Raw genomic sequence first — 20,870 nt, 5'->3', positions numbered from 1 at the left:
TCTTCGCGAAGTAGATATGACGTGAACGCTCAACTCGGATACGACATGGACAAAAAGACCGTTGCGTTGCTCGTGAATGCCACGAACCAGGCGGGGTGGGTTCACGATGTTGTGCAGTGGCTGTCGCGTGAAGAGGACTTTCACGTAGCGGCCTTGATCGTCGCCCGGTCGGAAACGCCGCCGGCGACACGCAACCTGCCGTGGACCCTCGACCCGCTTGGCACAGTGGCTCGGCTCGAAAGCAGGATGCTCGAAACCCGGCACCGCGCCCAACTGCAGACGCGCGATCTCAGGGAATCGGTGCCCGAGGGCACGCCTGTGCTGAACCTTGAGATAACCCAGGGGCCGCGCGGCTCCATCGCCGCCGACGCCGATCAACTGCGCGGGCTGATGGAACTACACCTGGATGTCATCCTGCTGCTCGGCGCGCCGCCGATAAGGGGCGAACTGGCTTCATTGCCGGCCCACGGCGTGTGGACGCCGGTGCATTCGGACCTCAAGGACCAGCACGATCCCTCCCACGCGGGCTTCTGGGAGGTCTACCAGCGCGCGGACCACACAACCGTCAGGCTATGGCGGCTGGGCGCGACCGAACAGGCCGACGAGCTGCTGGACGCGCGCAGCTTCAACACGGAAATGTTCTGGCTGAAGAACCGCGCCCGGGCCCTGAGCCTGACCAACCTGATGATTTTCGATACCCTGAAAACCGTGGAGCGACCGCAGCGGCGCAAGCAGCCCGCCGCGGGCCTGCAGATCCACACCGCGATGGTCCGTCCGCAGCCCGCGCAATGGGATGGTGCCGCCTACCTGGCGCGCCAGGCCTGGCTGGCATCCAGCCTGGTGCTGCGGCGGGCAATGAAGCGCAATGTGCGCTGGCGCATCGGCATGTGCCCCACCGGGCGGCAGGAGTTCGTCACCTCGGACGCGGCCGTGCTGGTGCCCCCGAAGGGACGATTCTTTGCAGATCCTTTCGTCTATACCCGCAACGGGCAGCCCTTCATATTTTTCGAGGATTATTATTTCCGCGAACGTAAAGGGAAGATATCGGTGGCGACGTATGTCGACGGCGCGTTCCGGTTTTTAGGCGTGGTGCTGGACCTGCCGTACCACCTGAGCTTTCCCTACATTTTCGAGTACGACGGGGGCACCTACATGGTGCCCGAAACGTGCGGTAACCGATCGATCGAATTGTGGAAGTGCGTCGAGTTTCCGCTGAAATGGGAGCTGCACGCCACCCTCATGGATAATATTTCCGCGGTCGATACGATCGTATTTCCGTACGGCGGCCATTGGTGGCTGTTCACGAATATCGACCGCACCGACGGCCAAAGCCACTGCGACGAATTGTTCGCCTTCTATGCCGATCGGCCGGATGCGACGCAGTGGACGCCGCATGCCCTCAATCCCATCATCAATAGTCCCATCAAGGCCCGCAACGCGGGAATGATCCTGGCGGCTGACGGCGGTGTGATCCGTTGCGCCCAGACCCAGGGCTTTCTGCACTATGGAAAAGGGGTGTCCCTGAATCGCATCGAGGTGTTGACACCTGATACGTATCGGGAGATCGACGGGCCGGTGCACTACCCCGAATTCCTGCGCAAGCCACTCGCCTCCATGCACCATTGGCATCATCACGGTGGGCATACCGTGTTTGACTTTGCATTTATGGAATAACAAGTACCGGCAATCGCTACCTCATGTAGCGTGCCGGTGGATCCTGACTTCCGCAGCGCAAATGCGGCGGTTCGTTGCTGTTAAAGGCGCGCCCCGCCGTCTCATCTCGCCAAACCTCCCTTGAATTACCGCACGGAGCTCAACATGAAGACACATCTCGCCCACCGGCACTTGCAAACGCTTGCACGTCGACTCCAATGACAACCTTTTCGGTTCCGCTTTTAAACCAGCTCCACGCAGGCGCATTTCGGACGCTTGTTTATTCGCGCAAAAAAAATCAGTAACGGCGGTTTGTGGTACGTGGTTGATACTAACGGATGACTTCGCTTCCTGTCGGTTTATGTCCATTGGACAAGCTTGATTTTGAGCGAGGCTGACCATAACATGAGTGCGTCATCCAAACGATGACTACCCAAGTTTCGGTCGGTTTCGCCATCATCTCGTCCATTGGTCGGCAGGGCACACCGAACAAGAAAACTAACCGCCGTGTGTTTGCGCTACGTACCATTCACTGCTGCACTCTTGTCGCATCTAATGATGTCTTATGGGGAAAGCTATGTCGAAAATGGTCTTGATCGAAGCTCATCCACTGCTTAGGCTGGGCTTGAGGCAAATTCTGGGCAAGGTTGAAGGCGTTTGGGAAATCGTCGGCCTGGACCTTGCCAACCTGGATGAAGCCGCCGAACTCAATCGCGGTGCCGAACTGCTTATCTTTGGCTTGCCCATCGAAACGGAAACGGGTTGGCAGGCCCTCGCCGATGTGCGCCGTGTGCTCGCGCCCAAGCGCATCCTGCTGCTGGTGGACACCATGCCGATGCAGGCGCTGTCGCGCTTGCCGGAAGGCAGCATCCATGGATGCCTGATGAAGACGGCCTCCATCGAAGTGCTGGAGGCGGCCATACGGCTGGTAATGGCGGGCGGCCAATGCTTTCCGAGTGGCCAGATCAGTCCAGCGGCGGCCGTGACGGAAGCTCCCGCCAGCACGTCTGCTGCGCACGTGCCATCGTCCAATGGGATCCTCGCCAACGGCGACGCCGACCATGCCGGCACGCCGAAGATGGCGATGCCTATAACGGCCGGTGCGCAGTTGCTGAAGATCACGCCGCGGCAATATGAGGTCCTGGTTCTGCTGTCGCGCGGTTATCCGATCAAGACCGTGAGCCGCATGTTGAACATCTCCGTAGCGACTGCCAAAACCCACGCATGCACGCTTTATCAGCGTCTGCAGGTGAAAAACAAGGGCGAAGCGGTATATACGGCCTTGCAGCGTGGCGCGACGCTCGATTGGGATGCGAACAGCGCCAACGGGGCGAGCTATGAGCGCAGTCGCTTGTAGCGCGTCGTAGGACACGCTGCGCGCGGTGTGCGCTTAAAAGCAAGCCTCACGAGAAATCGCGGCTTGCTTTTTTGCTTCTGGAATATGGCCATGCTCCACCATACCTCGGCCGTCGTCCGCAAGGCGGAGAGGCACGCAAGCGTGCCGCTGATACGATGGCACAGGCTGTTCCCGAGCGAACCCTGGTCAATCCGATCTTGTGTTTCTGCTGGGACGCTCCGCGCACCGTGAAGAGGCTCCCGGCGAATGACTACCGTCCTGATCGAGGAATATGCCATCCTGCGCATTGCCATCCAGCACATTTTGGAAACGGCACGCAGCCCTGAAAGCGTCATGGCGATGGCGCCTCAAAAACTTAATGAGATGTCGTTATCGCTGGTGCGACCTGTAGAGCTTCTGGTGCTCGGCGTGGCGGGCGTGGCGGAAGCGGATCTGCACACGCTGGGGACATCGCTCTCGCTGCTTGCGCCCCGTCACACACTGGTGCTGCACGACGCCCTGGATGCCCGCTTCATGCTGGAAGCCGCCAAGGCCGGCGTGTGCGGCCTGCTCCCCAAAGTATCGACGCCGGAGGCCATCACCGCGGCCGTGCACCTCGTATTGGCCGGCGGCCAATGCTTTCCTCGCACTATCGTCGAGGCCACGCAGGGCGCGCCCCATCTGCCGGGACGCGGTCATGCCGCCATACGGATGCTGACGCCGCGGCAGGAAGAGATACTGCGCCTGCTGGCCAAGGGCAAGACCATGCGCGAAATCAGCCGGGAAATCGGCATTTCCGTGGCCACGGTCAAAAGCCACGCCCGCACTCTGTACTGGAAACTGAACGCCCGCAACCAGGCCGAGGCGGCTTATATCGCCGTGCAGGAAGGCCTGCTGCGCGAGCCCGGGCCGGAAGAGCCCGCGAACTGAGATGGCGTCGCGGCGGCCCGCCGGTCCGTTATCGGGGGCGGGCGGCGGTATCGCCAGGCCGGTACGCTCGCACGCACGCGGGGCGTGCCGGGTTCGCCACGGGAAGCGCCTCGCACTTGAACGCGCGGTGATGCTGCGCTGGCCCTGGCGGCGGGTTCTGCGCGCCCATGGCCGTGCGGGCAACGCCTCGATCAGAAGGCCCTGGGCATCGGCGCCCGCGGCGCGCACAGCGTGGCAAGTTCCTGCTCGAAGGCAAGCAGGACATTATCGGTATGCAGCTGCGACTGCGCGTAGCGCCACGCGGCATCGCCCAGGGCCGCGCGCCGCTGCGGATTCCGCGCCAGCCTCAGCAGTGCGCGGGCCATGGCATAGGGATGCTCCGGCGGGACCACCGTGCCGCATTGCGCGACCACCGTGGCCAGTTCCGTATCCGGTGCCGCGCCGCAGATCACCGGCCTGCCGCTCGCCAGCATGCCGGTAAGCTTTGATGGCATGACCAGGTCGGCCGCGCCGGCACGCTGAGGCAGCAGATGGACATCCGCGCACGCGAGCAGGGCGGCCAGCCGGTCGGCCGGCTGCAGGGGCAGGAAATGTACGCGCGCGAGCTCCGCGCAACGCCGGTGCAGGTCGGCGCGTTGCGGACCGTCGCCGCAGAACACGAAGTGGATCTCGGTGCGGCGGCGCAGGATGCGGGCGACGTCGGCCAAGGTGTCCAGGCCCTGCTTGCCGCCCATATTGCCGGAATACATCGCGACCACGGCGTCGGCGGGAATGCCCAGCTCGCGCCGGTAATCATGGGCCGTCCTGCCCGCGCGCGCAGCGGCCACGTCTATCCAGTTGGGGAACAACGCCAGCTTCGATTCATCGACGCCCTTCGCGATCCCGCGTGCACGCATGCGGGACGAAATTGTCGATACGCGATCGAAGCGTCGCATCAGCCAGCGCTCCAGCGTGCTTACCATGCGCCGCAGCCCGCGGCCCTTGAGCAGGCCCAGCTCGAATGCCGCGTCCACCTCGTAGTCCTGGATGTGCAGCCATGCCTTCGCCCCGCACAGACCCGCGGCCGCGACGGCGCCGGGCGCGCAGAACAAGGCCGGCTCGACCACCAGTATCACGTCCGGCCGGCGCAGCCCGCACAGAGCCAGGAGCGGGAGGCTGGACAGGGCGAAGGTGGCCAGGTGCAGCAGCCGCTTGACGCCTCCCGGCGCAGCCGGAACCCAGAGGGGCGCCCGGTAGACCTTGACGCCCTGCCATGTATGGGTGGCGTAGCGGCCCGAGCGGTAGCCGGGCTGCACGCGCCACTGCGGGTAGTACGGCGGGGCGGCGATGGCCGTGACATCATGGCCGCGCGCGGCCAGCCACGCCGCCATCTCGCCGGTGTATTTGCCGGTGCCGGTCAGTTCCGGCGCGAAATTCAGCCCGTAGATGACGATCTTCATGGCTGTGCCGGCACACGTTCCCGGATGGGGCGGCAGGGCGTGCCATGGCAGATCATGTTGGGCGGCATGTCCTTGAAGACCGAGCTGCGTGCCCCGATCACCGCGTTGCGGCGTATGGTCACGCCAGGCGCGACGAAGACATCCGTGGCGATCCACGAGCCGTCCTCGATCACGATGGGCCGCCCGCGTATCGGGAACTCGGGCAGGCAGGCGTCGTGGTCGCCGGCGCACAGGTAGCTACGCTGGGAAACCACCGCGTGCGTTCCGATGTCGATGCGCGCCAGGCTGTAGAGCACGACGTCGTCCCCGACCCAGGAATAATCGCCGATGCGTACCTTCCAGGGGTAGGTGATCTTGGCAGTGGCGCGGACCAGCACCTTGTGGCCGATCTCGGCGCCGAACAGGCGCAGCAGGAAACGGCGGAAGCCATAGGCGAACTGCGGCGAATAGCGGAAGGCCGTGCTATGGACCATCCACCAAAGCTGCACGTAGAGCGCGTTCCTGCCGCGGAATCCGGCGGGCACCTGGAAGAGATTGAGGCGCTGAAAAGTATCCATGTCGGTTCCTAAGCCATTACCGCGTTGCACCAGGCACGGAACGGGCATCCGTTGCCACCGCGGGGGGAGTCATCGTTTCCTTGATCTCGCGCGCCTTCAGGCCGATCTGCCAGTAGTACATGGCGCGCGCAACCGCGAAGTCCAGGCCGGCCTTGCCGTCCAGGAATCCGAAGCACAGCACGTAGCTGTGCAGGAAGGCGGCAGGCGCCTTGAAGGGCAGCGCATTGAAGAGCCGCTTCAACGTGGCGCGGATCCCGACATTGGCTTCGCGTGGGTCGTTCAGCAGGCCCTTGACGCGCAGGTTGGCTTCCCAGTCGGAGTAGCGGTTGTGCTTGTCGAAGTAGTGGTACAGCGTGTCGTGGTCGTGATGGACCATGCGGTGCTTGAGGACCAGTACCGGGCCTTCCACGTGCGGCTGATAGTGGCCTTCGACCTCCCACATGTTCGCCACGTCCAGGTCGTTGTAGTCCAGGAAACGGCCCCGCGAACGGTGCATCAAGGCAAGCTTGTACACGCGGTGTCCATGGGACAGCCGCCTGCCGCAGAAGACATAGTCGAAGCCGATGAAGGCACCGCCCGCCCCTTGGGCGAAACGCGGCAGGCTGCCGGCGATTTCCTGTGCCAGGGCAGGCGTCATTTCCTCGTCCGCGTCGACGTACAGCACGACGTCGTGCGAAAAGGGCAGCTTGTCGAGGCACCACTGCTTCTTCTTCGGGTACTTGCGGTCCCATTGGAAGGACACCACGCGGGCGCCCAGGGCGGTGGCCATCTCGGCGGTGCGGTCGCTGCTGTCCGAGTCCACGACGAATACTTCGTCGAAGTCGGACAGTGCGCGCAGGCACTTCTCGATGTTGCGTTCCTCGTTCTTCGTCATGACGACGACGGATACCGGTATGCGGTTCATGTGCGTGCTCCTACGCGGTTCAGCGCTTTTCTTTGCAGCAGCGGTTCGAAAAGATCCACCACATTGCGGCAATGGCGTTCCAGGGAGAAGTCGGCGGCACGCTGGGGCCCCAGGTCCGCCAGGTGCTCACGGCGCGGCAGGTCGTTCGCCAGCGCACGGATGGTGCGGGCGACCGCGGCCGCGTCTCCCACCGGCACCAGCTCGCCGAACTTGCCTTCGTCCAGGATCTCGGCGGGGCCCGACGGACAGTCCGCGGCCACCACGGGAACTCCCAGGCAAAGGGCCTCCACCAGGACGATGCCGAAGCTTTCCCGCTCGGAGACGGACAGGAAGATATCGGCGCCCGCCAGCATGGGGAAGGGGTTGTCCACATGGCCGATCAGACGCACAGGGCTGCCCGGAAGCAGCCTGGCGATGCGCGTTTCCAGCTCCGCGCGCTGCGGGCCTTCGCCGATGATGGTGAAAACGATATTCGGGTCGTTCAGCAGTTTGGCGGCGTCGATCAGGGTCTGGAATCCCTTGTTGTGGACCAGCCGCCCGACCGCCACGACGTGCAGCTTGCCGTCGTCGGGCAGGGACGAGGTCCCGGCCCGCGCCTGGACCCGCACATCGTCCAGCGGGATCCCGTTGTAGATATGACGGCATTTGTCGTGCAGCGAAGGGACCATGGCGACCAGGTCGCGCACCACGCCGCGCGACACGCCGATGACGTCGTCGTGCGCACCGTAGCAAGCGCGCAGCAGCAGGCGCTTGAGCCCGCCCATGCTGGTCGAGCGGTAGTGGGCCGACGGGCTGTTGTGTTCGAACGCGACCGAGCGGAAGCTGCCCGGCATCAGCACGCGCGCCGCGGCCACCAGGATGTTGCAGAACAGGCCATGGGAGCACACCACCGCCGGCTTATCGCGACGTATGGTGTACAGCAACCTGAGCAGGGCCCAGGGCATCGAAAGCTGCATGGCGCGATTGCCCAGCTTGCGGGCGATGCTGCGCGTCACGCGGGCCTTGCTTGGACTGAACTCGTGCTCGATCTCCCGGACGCAGAAAAGCGAGGTGGACAGGCCATGCTTGGGAAGTTCCTCCAGCATGAAGTAGACGCAGCGGCCTACTCCGCCTCGATGCAGGTCGGGGGCGACGAAAAGGATATCAACCATGGTGCGGCAACCTCGGGAAGGCGGGTTTGCCGGGCGCTTGCCCGGGAATGTTCGGACGCGGGTCGCGGCGCGGCGGCCACGTGGGAGCGACCGGTTGGACCGGCGCGACCGGCCGGACGTCTTCAGCTTGGTAAGGGGCTGGCGCGGGACGGTAGTTACGCAGCAGGGACAGGCAATAGCACAGCAGGAAGCCGGTGAGCGCGGTCTTGGGCGCGTAGGCCAGGCCGCCGGACATCGAGTCGATCAGTATGTAGATGGGTGCGCAGGCGATCATGTAGCGCCGGTGCATATCCAGCAGCGGATCGCTGTAGCGGCGCGCCAGCGACATCAGGAGCAGCAGCAGGCAGGGGCCCATGATGACCACGGAGCCCACGATGCCGAACTTCATCAGGTAGAAGGCCCAGGAATTGTGCGCGAAGGTGCTCAGCTCGAAACCTTCTTCGCCCATGACCCAGCTACGGAATCCCGCGCCGTGGCCGAAGACCGGCTTTTCGCGGAACAGCGTCATCTGGCCTTCGTATTCCTGCACCCGGGCGCCATAGCTGGAGTCCTCGTCCAGGGCTTCCACCGTAAGCACGCGCTGCGCCAGGACGTCCAGATATCCGATCGCCGCGAAGACGATCAGCCCGCCCACGATGGCCGGAGCGAAAAGCATGGTGGCCTTGCGCATGGCGCCGACGCGGCCGCCCAGGACCACCGCGATGGCCACCGTGACGCCCAGTTGCAGGTACTGGCTTCGATTCAGCGAAAAGACCAGCGCCATGAACATGTACATCATGAGCACATAGGCGGTGCGCGACTTCAGCCCCAGGGCCTCGCGGAAGTACAGGATCGACACGATGGACATGGGCAGCGCCCAGATGCCCAGGTTCACGTCGCGCACGGGATCCACGGTACTGAAGCCCACGGCCTGCTTGGCCAGCATCAGCGTCGAAACCGTGATTCCGCTGATGACGATGGCCCATTGCAGCTTGCGATAGGCTTCGGGGCTGTCGATGTCCTTGTAGCAAAGATAGGGCGTCGCCAGGAAATAGAACACGATGCGCAGGTCGCGCGCGACGTCGCCCGGCTGGATGCCGGGGGGCGGCGGCGCCATGATGAGCAGGTAACCGGTGGCCAGCAGGTTCAGCCCCAGCAGCAGGGTGATGCGCGGCGGCGGCAGGCTGTAGGCGTCGGCGTCGGCCAGACGCAGGAATTTGACAAACAGGATGGCGACGAAGATCAGGTCGAAGATCGACAGCTTGAAACCACCCACGGCGATCACCAGGGCTTCGTTGCTCAGCGCCAGGGCGCTGAAGACGAAGGCGCACAGCAGGGGCAGGGTGGATATATGCCGGTAGCGTTGCATGGCGTGCCCTTAGTGCGCGTGCCAGTCGTCGCGACCGGCCACCTTGTGGAGAATCTTGTCGAACAGGTAGTCGATGTCTCCCTGCCGCGCATGCGCGGCCACCTTGGCGGCCCGGCACGACAAGCCGAACAGCGGACCCAGCCCACCTTCTGCGATGCGGATCTCGTTGACGATCTGCCCGCGCTCCCGCTCCAGCACGTCCTGCATCAGCGCGGTCTTGGTTTCGTCGTGCGTGGTGTATACGCCCATCGCGCTGGGGACGATCATGTTCGGTCCGTCCTGCAGCAACCGGCTCCATAGCTCGAGGTCCATGCAGTAGCGCATTTCCTCCTTGAGCAGGCCGTGCCGCTGCAGCGTGTCGCGGCGGAACAGGGCGACCTGGTTCGGGATGGAAGCCTTGATGACGGTGAGCTTGGCGCGTGTCAGCGGCGTATAGAACACCTGCCGGAAGATATGGTTGTCCGCATCGGCGATGAAGAGATGGCCGTTGACGATGGGCGGGCGGTGGCGCGCCGCGACGCGTGCCAGCTTGAGGAGGGCGCCCGGATAGTAGAGGTCATCCGAATTCTGCCAGCCGACATAGTCGCCGGTGGCCATGGCGAAGCCCTTGTTGATGGCGTGCGACTGGCCGCGGTCGGGCTGGCTCTCCCAGTAGGCCAGGTAAGGCTCGTATTTGCGAATGATGTCCACACTGCCGTCGGTCGATCCGCCATCGATGATGATGTATTCCAGGTTGGGATAGCCCTGGTTGAGCACCGACAGAATGGTGCGCTCCAGGAACTTGGCCTGGTTGTACGACGGCGTCACGACTGTAATCCGCGGCAGCCCGGCATCGGGCGGGGGCGGGGGGATATGCAGGCGACTGACAAAATCGACCAGGATACGAGTGGATTTGAGATGGCGCTTGCGCATCAAAGACCTCAGCATGTGCTCGAAACTACCGTGTAGCGGTTTGGGCGGGAATGTAGGGGCGGGGGCGAGACTGGCGCAGCGCCATGTAAATGCCGGCCAGCGTCGTCACCGAATACGCAATGCGGGCCCAACCGGCCGCGCTTTCGCCGAGGGGCGCGACCAGCATGAACAGCATGCAGACCATGCTCAGGCCCGCCAGTCCGTTCAGCACGGCCACCGCCTTGCCGTTGCCCATGCCCAAAAGGGAAAAGTGCGCCACCACGTTCAAGGACAGCAGCCCGGCCGCCGCGATGAGCAGGCGGAAGGTGGCCAGGTGCGCATCGCTGTAGGAATGTCCCAGCATCAGGGCCAGCAAGGGCGCGCTGATGGCGAGCGCGGCCGCCGTTCCGACCACGGACAGGGTCAGGTTGACGGCCATCAGGCGGCGGACCTCGCGTGCGACCGCGTGCACTCCGTCGGGGAGGGCGGCCAGGCGACTGATGCGCGGCATGGTCTTCTGGAAGATGGCCACGGACGCCGTATGGATCATCTGGCCGATCTGCGCGCCCACGGTGTAGATCGCCAGCGTGGCGGGACCCAGCAGCGATCCAACGAGGATGCGGTCCACCGAACCGAAGGCAACGGCGCTCAGGCTGTTCAGCCACGACCACCGCGAAAAACGGAAGGCCTCGCCCATGGCCCGGCGGTCCATCAGCGGCCGGACGCCATAGTGACCCTCCTGCCGCGCGAACAGGTGCATCTTGACCAGGCCGGTGACCAGCAGGCCGCCGGCCTGGGTCAGGCTTGCCAGCGTCGGGGATTGGGTCAGCAGCGCGATGGTGCAGGTCAGCGTGTATGCGATGAGCCGCCCGCTGACCTCGCATACCGCCGTGGTGGCGAAGGCTTCGCGCCCCTTCAGGCAGCCGGTGAACAGCTGGTCGAACTGCTGGCTCAAATACACGGCGAGCGCGGGCAGGGCCAGCGTGGCGACCGGGATGCCGCCGAAGGTCGCATGCGGCCACACCGTCGACACCAGGCCCCAGCCCGCCAGCGCGACGGCGGCGACGAAGGCGAGCGCGCAGGCGACCAGCGCAAAGCTGACGCTGGCGCCCCGCATGGCGCCGCCCGGCTCGTGCAGGCGTTCGGAGACCAGCTTGGTTCCCGTTACCGCGGCGCCCAGGTTGGCGACGTTGCCGAAGCCTGCCAGCGCCATGATCATGGCGAACTGGCCGAAGCCCACCGTGCCGAGCTGGCGCAGGAGCACCGGCGTGGCCGCCAGTGCGATCAGCGGCCCCAGCCCGTATTCCATCAGCCCCCAGAACGAGGCATTACCCGCGATGTACTTCCTGACGAGCGCACGCATGAGCGCAACTCCCCCGTGTGGTTGCGCGAAGCCTCAGGCCAGCGGTAGCGCCTGCCCGGCGGCATGGCGCAGATAGTGGTGGTAGGTGGCCTCTATGCCCTGGCGCAGCCCCATCTCGGCGCGCCAGCCCAGCGCCTCGATGCGGCTGACGTCCAGCAGCTTCTGCGGCGTGCCGTCGGGCTTGCCGGTGTCGTAGGCGAGTTCGCCGTGATAGCCGACGGCCTGCGCCACCATGGCCGCCAGTTCGGCGATCGACACATCCTTGCCGACGCCTACGTTGTAGATGCCTTCGGCCTGGTCGGATTCCATGAGCATCACGCAGGCCCGCGCCAGGTCGTCCACATACAGGAACTCGCGGCGAGGCCGTCCGGTGCCCCAGATCGTCACATAGGGCGCGCCCTGCTCGCGCGCTTCATGGAATTTACGGATCAGCGCGGGCAGGACGTGGCTGTTCTGCAGGTCGTAGTTGTCGTTGGGCCCGTACAGGTTGGTCGGCATGGTGCAGATATACCGGGTCCCATACTGGCGGTTATAGGCCTCGCAGAGCTTCAGCCCCGCGATTTTCGCGATGGCGTAGGGCTCGTTGGTCGGCTCCAGCGGACCCGTCAGCAGCGCGTCCTCCCGCATCGGCTGGGGCGCCATTTTCGGGTAGATGCATGAGGAGCCGAGAAACAGCAGGCGCCTGACACCCGCCGCGTACGCGGCATGGATGACATTGCATTGCATCATCAGGTTGCGGTACAGGAAGTCCACCGGATAGGTCTGGTTGGCCAGAATGCCGCCGACCTTGGCGGCCGCCAGGTACACCGTGTCCACCCGCTGCGTGCAGAAGAAGCGGTTGACCTGGTTCTGGTTTTCCAGGTCCAGCTCCTGATGCGTGCGGGTGACGATGTTCCGGTAGCCGCGGCGTTGCAACTCGCGCACGATGGCGGATCCCACCATGCCGCGTTGGCCAGCGACAAAGACGTGCTGATCGAGGTCGGCCATGGCTCCACTACTCCTTGTAAGCGTAGACTTCGTAGCCGTTCTGCTCGACCAGTGCGTCGCGCTGGGCCTCCTTGAGGTCGCTGGCGATCATTTCCTTGACCAGGTCGTCGAAACTCGTGCGTGGCGTCCAGCCGAGCTTCTCGCGCGCCTTGGTGGGGTCGCCCAGCAAGGTATCGACCTCCGTGGGACGGAAGTAGCGCGGGTCCACCCGCACGATGACCTGGCCCGGCTTGACGGCCTCGTAGGCCGGGCTGAGCAGGACGGTGGCGGTTTCGTTGACGCCTTCGCCTTCCCAGGCGAGCAGCAGTCCAAGTTCGCGCGCGGCCACATTGATGAAGTCGCGCACGCTGTACTGCATGCCGGTGGCGATGACGAAGTCTTCGGGTTTGTCCTGCTGCAGCATCAGCCACTGCATCTCGACGTAGTCGCGCGCATGGCCCCAGTCGCGCAGGGAGGAAAGGTTGCCCAGGTACAGGCAGCTTTCAAGGCCGAGCGCGATGCGGGCCAGCGCACGCGTGATCTTGCGCGTGACGAAGGTCTCGCCGCGGCGCGGGGATTCGTGGTTGAACAGGATGCCGTTGCATGCGTACATGCCGTAGGCTTCGCGGTAGTTCACGCAAATCCAATAGGCGTACAGCTTGGCGACGGCATAGGGGCTGCGCGGGTAGAACGGCGTGCTCTCGCGCTGCGGGACTTCCTGCACCATGCCGTACAGCTCGGACGTCGAGGCCTGGTACAGACGCGTGCGGTCCTCCATCTTCAGGATGCGCATGGCTTCCAGGAGGCGCAGCGTGCCCAGGCCATCCGCATTGGCGGTGTACTCCGGTTCCTCGAACGAAACGCCGACGTGGCTTTGCGCGGCCAGGTTGTAGATCTCGTCCGGCTGCACCGCCTGCACGATGCGGATCAGGCTGCAGGCGTCGGTCATATCGCCGTGGTGCAGGACGAAGTTGCGCGGCGTCTGGTGCGGATCCTGGTACAAGTGGTCGATACGAGCGGTGTTGAACATCGAGGCGCGGCGCTTGATGCCGTGCACTTCGTAGCCCTTGCCGAGCAGGAACTCGGCGAGATAGGCGCCGTCCTGGCCGGTGATTCCGGTGATCAATGCCCGCTTTGGCATGGTTGTGTCCTTAAGGCTGAGTGTCCGAGAAGGTTACTGAGGCCGCGCCCGCCGGGATATCGGCCGGAAGGTGTAAGGCGCGGCAAGGAAATGGGCGTAATAGCGAAAAGAATGCCGCCCGCCCGCGGGCGGGCGGGAGTGCGGCGGTTCAGACCCGCCCGTACATGTCCTCGAAACGCACGATGTCGTCCTCGCCCAGATAGGCGCCCGATTGCACTTCGATGAGCTCCAGCGGGATCTTGCCGGGGTTCTCCAGGCAGTGGACTTCCCCCAGCGGGATATACGTGGACTGGTTCTCCGTGAGCAGGAAGGTGCGGTCGCCGTTGTGGATACGCGCCGTGCCGGATACCACGACCCAGTGCTCGGCGCGGTGGTGATGCATCTGCGAGGACAGCCGCGCGCCAGGCTTAACGGTGATGCGCTTGATCTGGTAGCGCGGGCCCTGGCCGATGGAGTCGTACGACCCCCACGGCCGCCGCACTTCGCGGTGGTGAGCCATTTCGCTGCGGTGCTGGACGCGGAAGGTTTCCACCACGCGCTTGACGTCCTGGGTATGGTCCTTGTGGACGACCAGCACCGCATCCGCCGTTTCGATGACCACGATGTTGTCCAGGCCGATGGTCGCCACCAGCCGATTGGTGGAGTGCACCAGGCAGTTGCGCGAATCCTCGATCAGCACATCGCCCGTGGCGGAGTTGCCGTCCGGGCACTTCGCGGCGATATCCCACACCGCGTCCCAGGCGCCGACATCGCTCCAGCCGGAGTCCAGCGGTACGGCAACCGCGCTGTCGGTGCGCTCCATGACGGCGTAGTCGATGGAGTCGCTGGGGCAAGTGGCGAAGGCCGTGGCATCCAGTTTGAAGGCGACGTCGTCGCCGATGCCGTCGCGCAAGGCGGCGCGCACGGCATCCAGCATGGCCGGAGCGAAGCGCTCCAGCTCGCGCAGGAATACCGATGCGCGGAATGCGAACATGCCGCTGTTCCAGTAGTAGCCACCGTCGCGCAGGAACTGCGCCGCTCTCTCGGCGTCGGGCTTTTCGACGAAGGCCTGCACCTTGTGCCAGGCCTGCTCGCCGGGTTGCGTGCGCAGATAGCCGTAGCCGGTCAGCGGCGCGGTGGGACGTATGCCGAAGGTCACCAGGGCGCCTTCGCAGGCGGCCCGGTGCGCGGTGCCGAATGCCTCGCGCAGGGCCTCGCCTTCTTCCATCACATGGTCGGAGGGAACGACCAGCATGACGGGATCGTCGCCGTCGCGCATCGCGCGCAGCGCGGCGGCGGCGATCGCCGGCGCGGTGTTGCGGGCGCAGGGCTCCAGCAGCAGTTCGGCCTGGATGCCCGCCAGTTCCTGGATCTGCTCGGCCGCGATGAAGCGGTGCGCATCGTTGCACACGAGCAGGGGGCGCGTGGAGCCGGCGTTGGCGGCCAGGCGCATGACCGTGTTCTGCAACAGGCTGCGTTCTCCGGTCAGGCGGATGAACTGCTTGGGCAGCAGCTCGCGCGAGAGCGGCCACAGACGCGAGCCGGATCCGCCGCACAGGATGACGGGGCGGAACTCGGGATAGGGTCGAGTCATTGATGTTGCTCCGTGAAATAGGCCTTGGTGTAGGGGTGGACGTCGGCGTCGGCCGCCGCATCCTCGGGGGCGTCCCAGCGATAGCCCAGATGCTGGGTGGCGGGCAATGTCACGCCGAGAGGGCCGGCGGGCAATTGCAGGTGATAGGCCAGCACCACATAGTGGGTTGGCATGCCGGCTTCACCGGCGAAGTTGACGTCGTAGAAATGCTCGTACACGCCCTGCAAGCGCCATAGCTGAGGCGGCAGCGCCATGCCCAGTTCCTCGTGCATGAGGCGCCGCAGCGCCAGGGACAGGGTCTCACCCTTGCGGATGCGCCCGCCCGGCACGAACCAGTGGCCGGACGCGGGCGGGTTGCCGCGCAGGCCCAGCAGATAGCGTCCCCTGCCGTCGCGTACCAGCAGGTCGATGGAGACTAGCGGCAGCATGTCCACCGCCTCGCGGAACCGTTCCGTGCTGAGCCGGCCCGTCGACGGCCGCGGCTGTTCAGTAGACATTTTTTCCGGTCCAGCCCGACACCGCGGTCTTGGCGATGATGCGCAGATCCATCAGGAAGGTCCAGTTCTGGATGTAGTACAGGTCGAACTCGACGCGGTCGCGCATCTTGATGACCGTGTCGGTCTGCCCTCGATAGCCGTTGACCTGCGCCCAGCCCGTGATCCCGGGCTTGACGCGGTGGCGCATCATGTAGCGGGCCACCACATCCTTGTATTGCTCGTTGTGTTCGAGCGCATGCGGACGCGGCCCGACCACCGACATTTCGCCGCGCAGCACGTTGATGAACTGCGGCAGTTCGTCCAGGCTGGTGCGGCGCAGGAAGGCCCCGATAGGCGTGACGCGACGGTCGCCACGGGTGGCCTGCGTGACCGTGCCGTGCTCCTGGTGCACGGTCATGCTGCGGAACTTGTAGACCTGGAATACTTTGCCGTCCACGCCCAGCCGCGCCTGCGTGAACAGGACCGGGCCGCGCGATGTCAGCTTGATGGCCAGGGCGATGGACAGCAGCAGCGGCGAAAGTCCAAGCAGGACGAAGAAGGCGAACACGCGGTCGAAGACTTCCTTGGCCACGCCGCGTATGCCGGCGGCCGGCAGGCTGTTCAACTCGATGGCCGGCACGCCCAGGAACTCGTCGACACGATGGCCGAGCAGTCGTACCGACATGACATCGGGAATCCAGCGCACGTCGATGGGGTCATGGCGCAGGTGGTAGATTGCCTCGCGCACCAGCTGGCTGGCCTCCACGGGCAGGGCGATCCATACTTCGCGCACTTCGTGCTGGCGGATGAACGCGGACAGTTCGCTCAGCGCATGCAGCCGGTGCACGTTCGAAGGCAGGTTCTCCTTGGTGTTGACGTAGACCCCCGTGATTTCATAGCCGGTGCTGGGGGCCGCGGCGACGCGGCGCCAGAGGTCGTGACCGAGCGTTCCGAAGCCGATCATGACAACGTGCTTGCGATCCAGCCCGCGGTCGCGCGCCTTGCGCAGCAGGCCATGTACCAGCAGGCGTATCCCGATCAGGCCCGCCATGGTTCCGGCGAACCAGCACAGCGCCCATAAGCGCGATATGGACCCGACCTGGTGATTGAGGAAACTGACCAGGATGCCGAGCGCGAACACCGCGGTCCACGCCGCGACGCTGCGCGCGGCCAGGTCGAACAGGCTGCGGCCGCGCCATGATGTGTACAGACGGAATGCGGGAAACAGTGCCACGCTGCCGAGGCTGCATAGATAGACCAGCATCGCCTGTATCGAGGCCGTTTCCGGTCCTTGGCGGGCGTCCAGCCATGTAGTGGCGGCCAGCCCCACGGATGCCACGATGGCGGCATCCGTCAAACGAAACAGCAGGTTGGTGTCTGCCAGCCTGCCCGATACGTTCACCGATGACGTGTCCATGAATCGCTCCAGGCCCATGCGTCCGCCGCGGCCGGTTGGCCGCGCGTCGCCGCGTGTGGCAACCCGAACGATCATAGGGAGCGCCCATGCACGTCGAAACGTCCAAAGGGCTTATGCGAGGTATTAGGCCATCAGCCCAATGTGCGGCACCGCCGAAATCGCGTGGAATGTCGCAACCCGTTACGCGGCCGTAGTACCGCGAAACAGTAGGCCGACAGCCGGCCCTTAACAGTGGAACGCCAATGAATACGATCTTTCGCAAGCTTTGCCGAGCCGGTATGTTGGTAGCGCTCGTATCTACGCTAGCCGCATGCGCCTTCTCTCCTGGCATGCGCTATCAATCGGATTTTCTGGTCGATCCGAACGATCCGAACTCGCGCGTCGAGGTCAAGCAGATCACGCCGCAGCTTGCCATGGAGCAGGCCCGCTTGCAGGAACAACCGGTCGGTGACAACGTTCGTAAACTAATCGGGGTCGCCAGGCCTTACGTGATCGGGCCGGGCGACATCCTTTCTATCGTGGTGTGGGACCACCCCGAACTAGTTCTTCCGACGCAAACCTACAGCATCGGGACAGGACCCACGGAGGTGACCTTTGGCGATACGGGGGCTGGTATTCCGGGCTATCCCGTGTCATCGGATGGCACCATTCAGTTCCCCTATGTCGGCCTTATGAAGGTGGCCGGGATGACGGAGGCCCAGGTGCGCAATGCCCTGATACGCAGCTCCGCCAACTATATTCAGGATCCTCAAATCACGGTGCGCGTGCTAGGTTATCGCAGCAAACGCGTATACGTGGAAGGCGAGGTGAAGACGCCCGGCCCGATGCCGATCACCGATGTCCCGATGACATTGACGGAGGCGATCAACCGGTCCGGCGGCGTGCTTCCCACAGCGGATCGCAGCCGGGTCTATGTGACGCGCAACGGTCAGACGGTACGCGTCGATCTGCCCGCGCTGACGCAGGCAGGTATCGACCCGAACTCGATACTGCTGCAGTCCGGCGACATCGTGCGCGTGGTGCCGCGTGACGAGAACAAGGTGTACGTGATGGGAGAAGTAACGCAGCCGCTGGCGCTGATGATGCGCGACGGTGTGTTGACGCTCGGCGACGCGCTGGGCGAGACCGGCGGCCCCAGCCAGCTGACCAGTAATCCGACCAACATCTATGTTGTCCGTTCGATGCCCAACGCCACACCGGAGGTGTTCCACCTAGACAGCGCTTCGCCGCAGGCCATGGCGGTCGCCCAGAAGTTCCCCCTGCAGTCGAAGGACGTGGTGTTCGTCGACGCGGGCAACCTGGTGCGATGGAACCGCTTCATCTCGCTGTTGTTCCCGAGCGCGCAGACAGCCCAGACGGTTCATTCGATCAATCAGTAATCCCTCCGCGCGCGGCCCGCATGGCACTGCGATGCGGGCCGCGGCGTGTGGATACGTTCTGCATGCTCTTCCTTCCTACTAGCGAGTCGACAATGAAGCAGCCTCCTCTCCAGCTCGAATACGCCGGTGCCCGTACGCCCGACACCCCGATGATGTCTTACGTGGACGTATTGCTGGCGAACCGTTTCATGATCGTGGTGGTCACGGTGCTCGCCGCCTTGATCGGTGTGGCCGTCTACATGTTGAAGGCGCCTGTGTACCAGTCGGATATCGCGGTTCAGGTGGAAGAAGAAGTGCCCACCGCGGCCCGCAGCATGCTCGGCGACGTGTCGTCCATCTTCGATGTCAAGCAGGCCGCGTCGGGCGAGATGGAAATCCTGCGGTCGCGGCTGGTCGTCGGCCATGCCGTCGACTATTACCAGCTCTACGTCCACGCGACGCCGGATTACTTCCCGGTGGTGGGCCGCTGGCTGGCCAAGCACCAGGAGAGCTTTGCGTTGCCGCCCGCCTTGCTGCAGGCTATCCCCGGCGGGTATGCCTGGGGGGGCGAGCGCATCCAGGTGAACCGTATCGATGTACCGGACGACCTGATCGGCAAGAAACTGCGCGTGGTCGCGCTGGGCGGCGGCGCCTATGAGTTGATCGATCCGGTGCATGACCGCCGCTTCGAGGGCCGCATCGGCCAGCTCGAACGCTTCGAGGTGCCGGGTGGCGCGATCGAGGTGCAGATCGACGCCCTGCAGGGCCGGCCCGAGACGCATTTCACGATCGTGCGCGATTCCCGCCTGGAAGCCATCGAGTCGCTGCAGGCGCGCATGGGAATCTTCGAGCGCGGACGCCAGTCCGGGGTGATCGGCGTCACGCTGCAGGGACAGGACCCGGTCCTGACCGCGGCGGTGCTGAATGAAATCGGCCAGGAGTACGTGCGCCAGAATACCAACCGGAAGACGGCGCAGGCGGAGAAGTCGCTTGCATTCCTCGACCAGCAATTGCCGGTGCTCAAGAAGCAGCTGGAGGAATCGGAGGCCCGTTATAACGCCCTGCGGAATTCGCGCGGCACCATCGATCTCGGTGAAGAGGCGAAGCTGGTACTGGGCCAGTCCGTCGAGGCGCAGAACCGCATTTTCCAGTTGAAGGCGCGCCGCCAGGAACTGGTGACCCGCTTCGCCGGCTCGCATCCCAGCATCGAAGCCATCGACCGCCAGATCGCCTCCATCACCGGCGACCTGAACAGGCTGAACACCAAGATCCGCGGACTGCCGGATCTGGAGCAGGACGTGGTGCGCCTGACGCGCGACGTCAAGGTGAACACGGATCTCTACACCGGGCTTTTGAATAATGCCCAGCAGTTGCGCATGATCCGCGCGGGCAAGGTGGGGAATGTGCGGGTGGTGGATACCGCCGTGGCGGCCGAGAAGCCGCTCAGCCCGAAAGCGCCGATGGTGATAGGCGTGGCGGCGCTTGCGGGCCTGGTGCTGAGCGTTATCGTGGCTTTCCTGCGCAATGCGCTGTTCGGCGGACTGACGGATCCGGACGAGATCGAACGCTACACCGGCTTGCCGGTGCTCGCCACCGTGCCCTTCAGCGAGTTGCAGAACCGGCTGTGGCGCCGCGCCCGTCGCAAGAATGCGCGCATCCCGGCGTTGCTTGCGCAGAGCAACGGCAGCACCCCCCCGATCGAAAGCCTGCGCAGCTTCCGTACGGTGCTGCAGGTCGCCATGCGCGATTCGTCGAACAACATTGTCGTGTTCACCGGTCCCATCGCCGGCGTCGGCAAATCCTTCCTGTCGGCCAACTTCGCCTTCATCCAGGCGGCGGTTGGCAAGCGGGTGCTGCTGATCGACGCGGACTTCCGCCGCGGTACGCTGAACCGGTATTTCGCCACCTCGGCGGAGAACGGCTTGTTCGAAGTGCTTGCGGGGACCGTGCCGCTGGAGGCCGTCACCAAGCGCAACATCATGAACGGCGTGGATTTCATCTCCACGGGCAAGGTCACCTTCGACCCGTCTGAGCTGCTGGCGTCCGAAGCCTTCGGGGAATGCCTGCACGCCATGGCGGCGGATTACGACATCGTCATCGTCGATACCGCGCCGGTGCTGTCCTCTTCCGATGCCGCGGTGGTGGGCGCGCATGCGGCGGCAGTCATGATGGTGGTGCGTTCCGGGATGAACACCGTGGGCGAGATCCGCGAGACCGCCAAGCGTCTGCAACAGGCCGGTGCGCCGGTGGCGGGCGTGGTCTTCAACGGACTCAAGCTCCAGTCGGAGGGCCTGGGCTATCGCTCCAAGTACGGACCGTATCGCTATTCGCGTGCGTCGTACTACGGCGAAAACCAGCCGTAGCGGG

17 protein-coding genes are annotated in these 20,870 nt (G+C 64.6%); 5 read left to right on the top strand and 12 right to left on the bottom strand.

The genetic code is table 11. From position 1 onward, the window contains the following. Window positions 1-45: 45 nt before the first annotated feature. The 3 genes from BAU07_RS18640 (at window position 46) to BAU07_RS18630 (ending at window position 3,919) form a co-directional block, all read left to right on the top strand. On the top strand, window positions 46-1,674 hold the full coding sequence (locus BAU07_RS18640) for a glucosamine inositolphosphorylceramide transferase family protein (RefSeq protein ID WP_066660715.1): 1,629 nt from the start codon (window positions 46-48) through the stop codon (window positions 1,672-1,674). A 556-nt stretch (window positions 1,675-2,230) separates the two neighbouring features. Beyond that, a complete protein-coding gene (locus BAU07_RS18635; protein ID WP_066660712.1) occupies window positions 2,231-3,010 on the top strand; it encodes a response regulator transcription factor in 780 nt (259 codons plus the stop codon). A 246-nt stretch (window positions 3,011-3,256) separates the two neighbouring features. Beyond that, window positions 3,257-3,919 carry a helix-turn-helix transcriptional regulator gene (locus BAU07_RS18630; RefSeq protein ID WP_066660710.1) on the top strand — a complete coding sequence of 221 codons (663 nt, stop codon included), beginning with the start codon at window positions 3,257-3,259 and terminating at the stop codon, window positions 3,917-3,919. A 191-nt stretch (window positions 3,920-4,110) separates the two neighbouring features. Here the strand turns inward: BAU07_RS18630 and BAU07_RS18625 are convergent, their stop codons facing one another. The 12 genes from BAU07_RS18625 to BAU07_RS18570 all read right to left on the bottom strand — a co-directional run bounded on the left by BAU07_RS18625 (window position 4,111) and on the right by BAU07_RS18570 (window position 17,145). After that, window positions 4,111-5,358 carry a glycosyltransferase WbuB gene (locus BAU07_RS18625; protein ID WP_066660707.1) on the bottom strand — a complete coding sequence of 416 codons (1,248 nt, stop codon included), beginning with the start codon at window positions 5,356-5,358 and terminating at the stop codon, window positions 4,111-4,113. Then, window positions 5,355-5,915: a putative colanic acid biosynthesis acetyltransferase gene (locus BAU07_RS18620; RefSeq protein WP_066660704.1), complete on the bottom strand. Its 561-nt coding sequence runs from the start codon at window positions 5,913-5,915 to the stop codon at window positions 5,355-5,357. Before BAU07_RS18620 ends, BAU07_RS18625 begins: the two co-directional genes overlap by 4 nt. A 16-nt stretch (window positions 5,916-5,931) precedes the next feature. After that, window positions 5,932-6,819 carry a glycosyltransferase family 2 protein gene (locus BAU07_RS18615; protein WP_066660701.1) on the bottom strand — a complete coding sequence of 296 codons (888 nt, stop codon included), beginning with the start codon at window positions 6,817-6,819 and terminating at the stop codon, window positions 5,932-5,934. Then, window positions 6,816-7,970: a glycosyltransferase gene (locus BAU07_RS18610; protein WP_066660698.1), complete on the bottom strand. Its 1,155-nt coding sequence runs from the start codon at window positions 7,968-7,970 to the stop codon at window positions 6,816-6,818. The genes BAU07_RS18615 and BAU07_RS18610 overlap by 4 nt, the downstream gene beginning before the upstream one ends. Further along, entirely contained in the window at window positions 7,963-9,318 is a 1,356-nt protein-coding gene (locus BAU07_RS18605; RefSeq protein ID WP_066660695.1) for an O-antigen ligase family protein, read from the bottom strand. The genes BAU07_RS18610 and BAU07_RS18605 overlap by 8 nt, the downstream gene beginning before the upstream one ends. A 9-nt stretch (window positions 9,319-9,327) precedes the next feature. After that, window positions 9,328-10,245: a glycosyltransferase family 2 protein gene (locus tag BAU07_RS18600; RefSeq protein ID WP_232338162.1), complete on the bottom strand. Its 918-nt coding sequence runs from the start codon at window positions 10,243-10,245 to the stop codon at window positions 9,328-9,330. A 10-nt stretch (window positions 10,246-10,255) separates the two neighbouring features. Continuing rightward, a complete protein-coding gene (locus tag BAU07_RS18595) occupies window positions 10,256-11,572 on the bottom strand; it encodes a lipopolysaccharide biosynthesis protein (RefSeq protein ID WP_066660689.1) in 1,317 nt (438 codons plus the stop codon). 33 nt (window positions 11,573-11,605) lie between these two features. Continuing rightward, on the bottom strand, window positions 11,606-12,559 hold the full coding sequence (fcl, locus tag BAU07_RS18590; RefSeq protein WP_066660686.1) for a GDP-L-fucose synthase: 954 nt from the start codon (window positions 12,557-12,559) through the stop codon (window positions 11,606-11,608). Window positions 12,560-12,566: 7 nt separating this feature from the next. Further along, the gene (gene gmd / locus BAU07_RS18585) at window positions 12,567-13,679 is read right to left on the bottom strand and encodes a GDP-mannose 4,6-dehydratase (protein ID WP_066660683.1); all 1,113 of its coding nucleotides are present in this window, start codon (window positions 13,677-13,679) and stop codon (window positions 12,567-12,569) included. 148 nt (window positions 13,680-13,827) lie between these two features. After that, on the bottom strand, window positions 13,828-15,252 hold the full coding sequence (locus tag BAU07_RS18580; RefSeq protein WP_066660680.1) for a mannose-1-phosphate guanylyltransferase/mannose-6-phosphate isomerase: 1,425 nt from the start codon (window positions 15,250-15,252) through the stop codon (window positions 13,828-13,830). Beyond that, window positions 15,249-15,749: a GDP-mannose mannosyl hydrolase gene (locus BAU07_RS18575; RefSeq protein ID WP_157122316.1), complete on the bottom strand. Its 501-nt coding sequence runs from the start codon at window positions 15,747-15,749 to the stop codon at window positions 15,249-15,251. Before BAU07_RS18575 ends, BAU07_RS18580 begins: the two co-directional genes overlap by 4 nt. Then, the gene (locus BAU07_RS18570) at window positions 15,739-17,145 is read right to left on the bottom strand and encodes an undecaprenyl-phosphate glucose phosphotransferase (RefSeq protein WP_066665545.1); all 1,407 of its coding nucleotides are present in this window, start codon (window positions 17,143-17,145) and stop codon (window positions 15,739-15,741) included. Before BAU07_RS18570 ends, BAU07_RS18575 begins: the two co-directional genes overlap by 11 nt. A 242-nt stretch (window positions 17,146-17,387) precedes the next feature. Here BAU07_RS18570 and BAU07_RS18565 point away from each other — a divergent pair, with 242 nt between their 5' ends. Together BAU07_RS18565 and BAU07_RS18560 are read left to right on the top strand one after the other, a co-directional pair. Then, the gene (locus BAU07_RS18565) at window positions 17,388-18,524 is read left to right on the top strand and encodes a polysaccharide biosynthesis/export family protein (protein WP_066660672.1); all 1,137 of its coding nucleotides are present in this window, start codon (window positions 17,388-17,390) and stop codon (window positions 18,522-18,524) included. A 92-nt stretch (window positions 18,525-18,616) separates the two neighbouring features. Further along, window positions 18,617-20,866 carry a polysaccharide biosynthesis tyrosine autokinase gene (locus BAU07_RS18560; protein WP_066660670.1) on the top strand — a complete coding sequence of 750 codons (2,250 nt, stop codon included), beginning with the start codon at window positions 18,617-18,619 and terminating at the stop codon, window positions 20,864-20,866. Window positions 20,867-20,870 lie beyond the last annotated feature (4 nt).

The sequence above is a fragment of the Bordetella flabilis genome (genome assembly GCF_001676725.1).
Lineage (GTDB): Bacteria > Pseudomonadota > Gammaproteobacteria > Burkholderiales > Burkholderiaceae_B > Bordetella_C > Bordetella_C flabilis.
The sequence above is the reverse complement of the archived record's forward strand: the minus strand, read 5'-3'. Positions and strand labels throughout refer to the sequence as shown.

Coding starts and splice junctions, on each gene's coding strand:
- BAU07_RS18640 (WP_066660715.1), top strand. CDS start 46: ATGGACAAAAAGACCGTTGCGTTGCTCGTGAATGCCACGAACCAGGCG.
- BAU07_RS18635 (WP_066660712.1), top strand. CDS start 2,231: ATGTCGAAAATGGTCTTGATCGAAGCTCATCCACTGCTTAGGCTGGGC.
- BAU07_RS18630 (WP_066660710.1), top strand. CDS start 3,257: ATGACTACCGTCCTGATCGAGGAATATGCCATCCTGCGCATTGCCATC.
- BAU07_RS18625 (WP_066660707.1), bottom strand. CDS start 5,358: ATGAAGATCGTCATCTACGGGCTGAATTTCGCGCCGGAACTGACCGGC.
- BAU07_RS18620 (WP_066660704.1), bottom strand. CDS start 5,915: ATGGATACTTTTCAGCGCCTCAATCTCTTCCAGGTGCCCGCCGGATTC.
- BAU07_RS18615 (WP_066660701.1), bottom strand. CDS start 6,819: ATGAACCGCATACCGGTATCCGTCGTCGTCATGACGAAGAACGAGGAA.
- BAU07_RS18610 (WP_066660698.1), bottom strand. CDS start 7,970: ATGGTTGATATCCTTTTCGTCGCCCCCGACCTGCATCGAGGCGGAGTA.
- BAU07_RS18605 (WP_066660695.1), bottom strand. CDS start 9,318: ATGCAACGCTACCGGCATATATCCACCCTGCCCCTGCTGTGCGCCTTC.
- BAU07_RS18600 (WP_232338162.1), bottom strand. CDS start 10,245: ATGCTGAGGTCTTTGATGCGCAAGCGCCATCTCAAATCCACTCGTATC.
- BAU07_RS18595 (WP_066660689.1), bottom strand. CDS start 11,572: ATGCGTGCGCTCGTCAGGAAGTACATCGCGGGTAATGCCTCGTTCTGG.
- fcl (WP_066660686.1), bottom strand. CDS start 12,559: ATGGCCGACCTCGATCAGCACGTCTTTGTCGCTGGCCAACGCGGCATG.
- gmd (WP_066660683.1), bottom strand. CDS start 13,679: ATGCCAAAGCGGGCATTGATCACCGGAATCACCGGCCAGGACGGCGCC.
- BAU07_RS18580 (WP_066660680.1), bottom strand. CDS start 15,252: ATGACTCGACCCTATCCCGAGTTCCGCCCCGTCATCCTGTGCGGCGGA.
- BAU07_RS18575 (WP_157122316.1), bottom strand. CDS start 15,749: ATGTCTACTGAACAGCCGCGGCCGTCGACGGGCCGGCTCAGCACGGAA.
- BAU07_RS18570 (WP_066665545.1), bottom strand. CDS start 17,145: ATGGACACGTCATCGGTGAACGTATCGGGCAGGCTGGCAGACACCAAC.
- BAU07_RS18565 (WP_066660672.1), top strand. CDS start 17,388: ATGAATACGATCTTTCGCAAGCTTTGCCGAGCCGGTATGTTGGTAGCG.
- BAU07_RS18560 (WP_066660670.1), top strand. CDS start 18,617: ATGAAGCAGCCTCCTCTCCAGCTCGAATACGCCGGTGCCCGTACGCCC.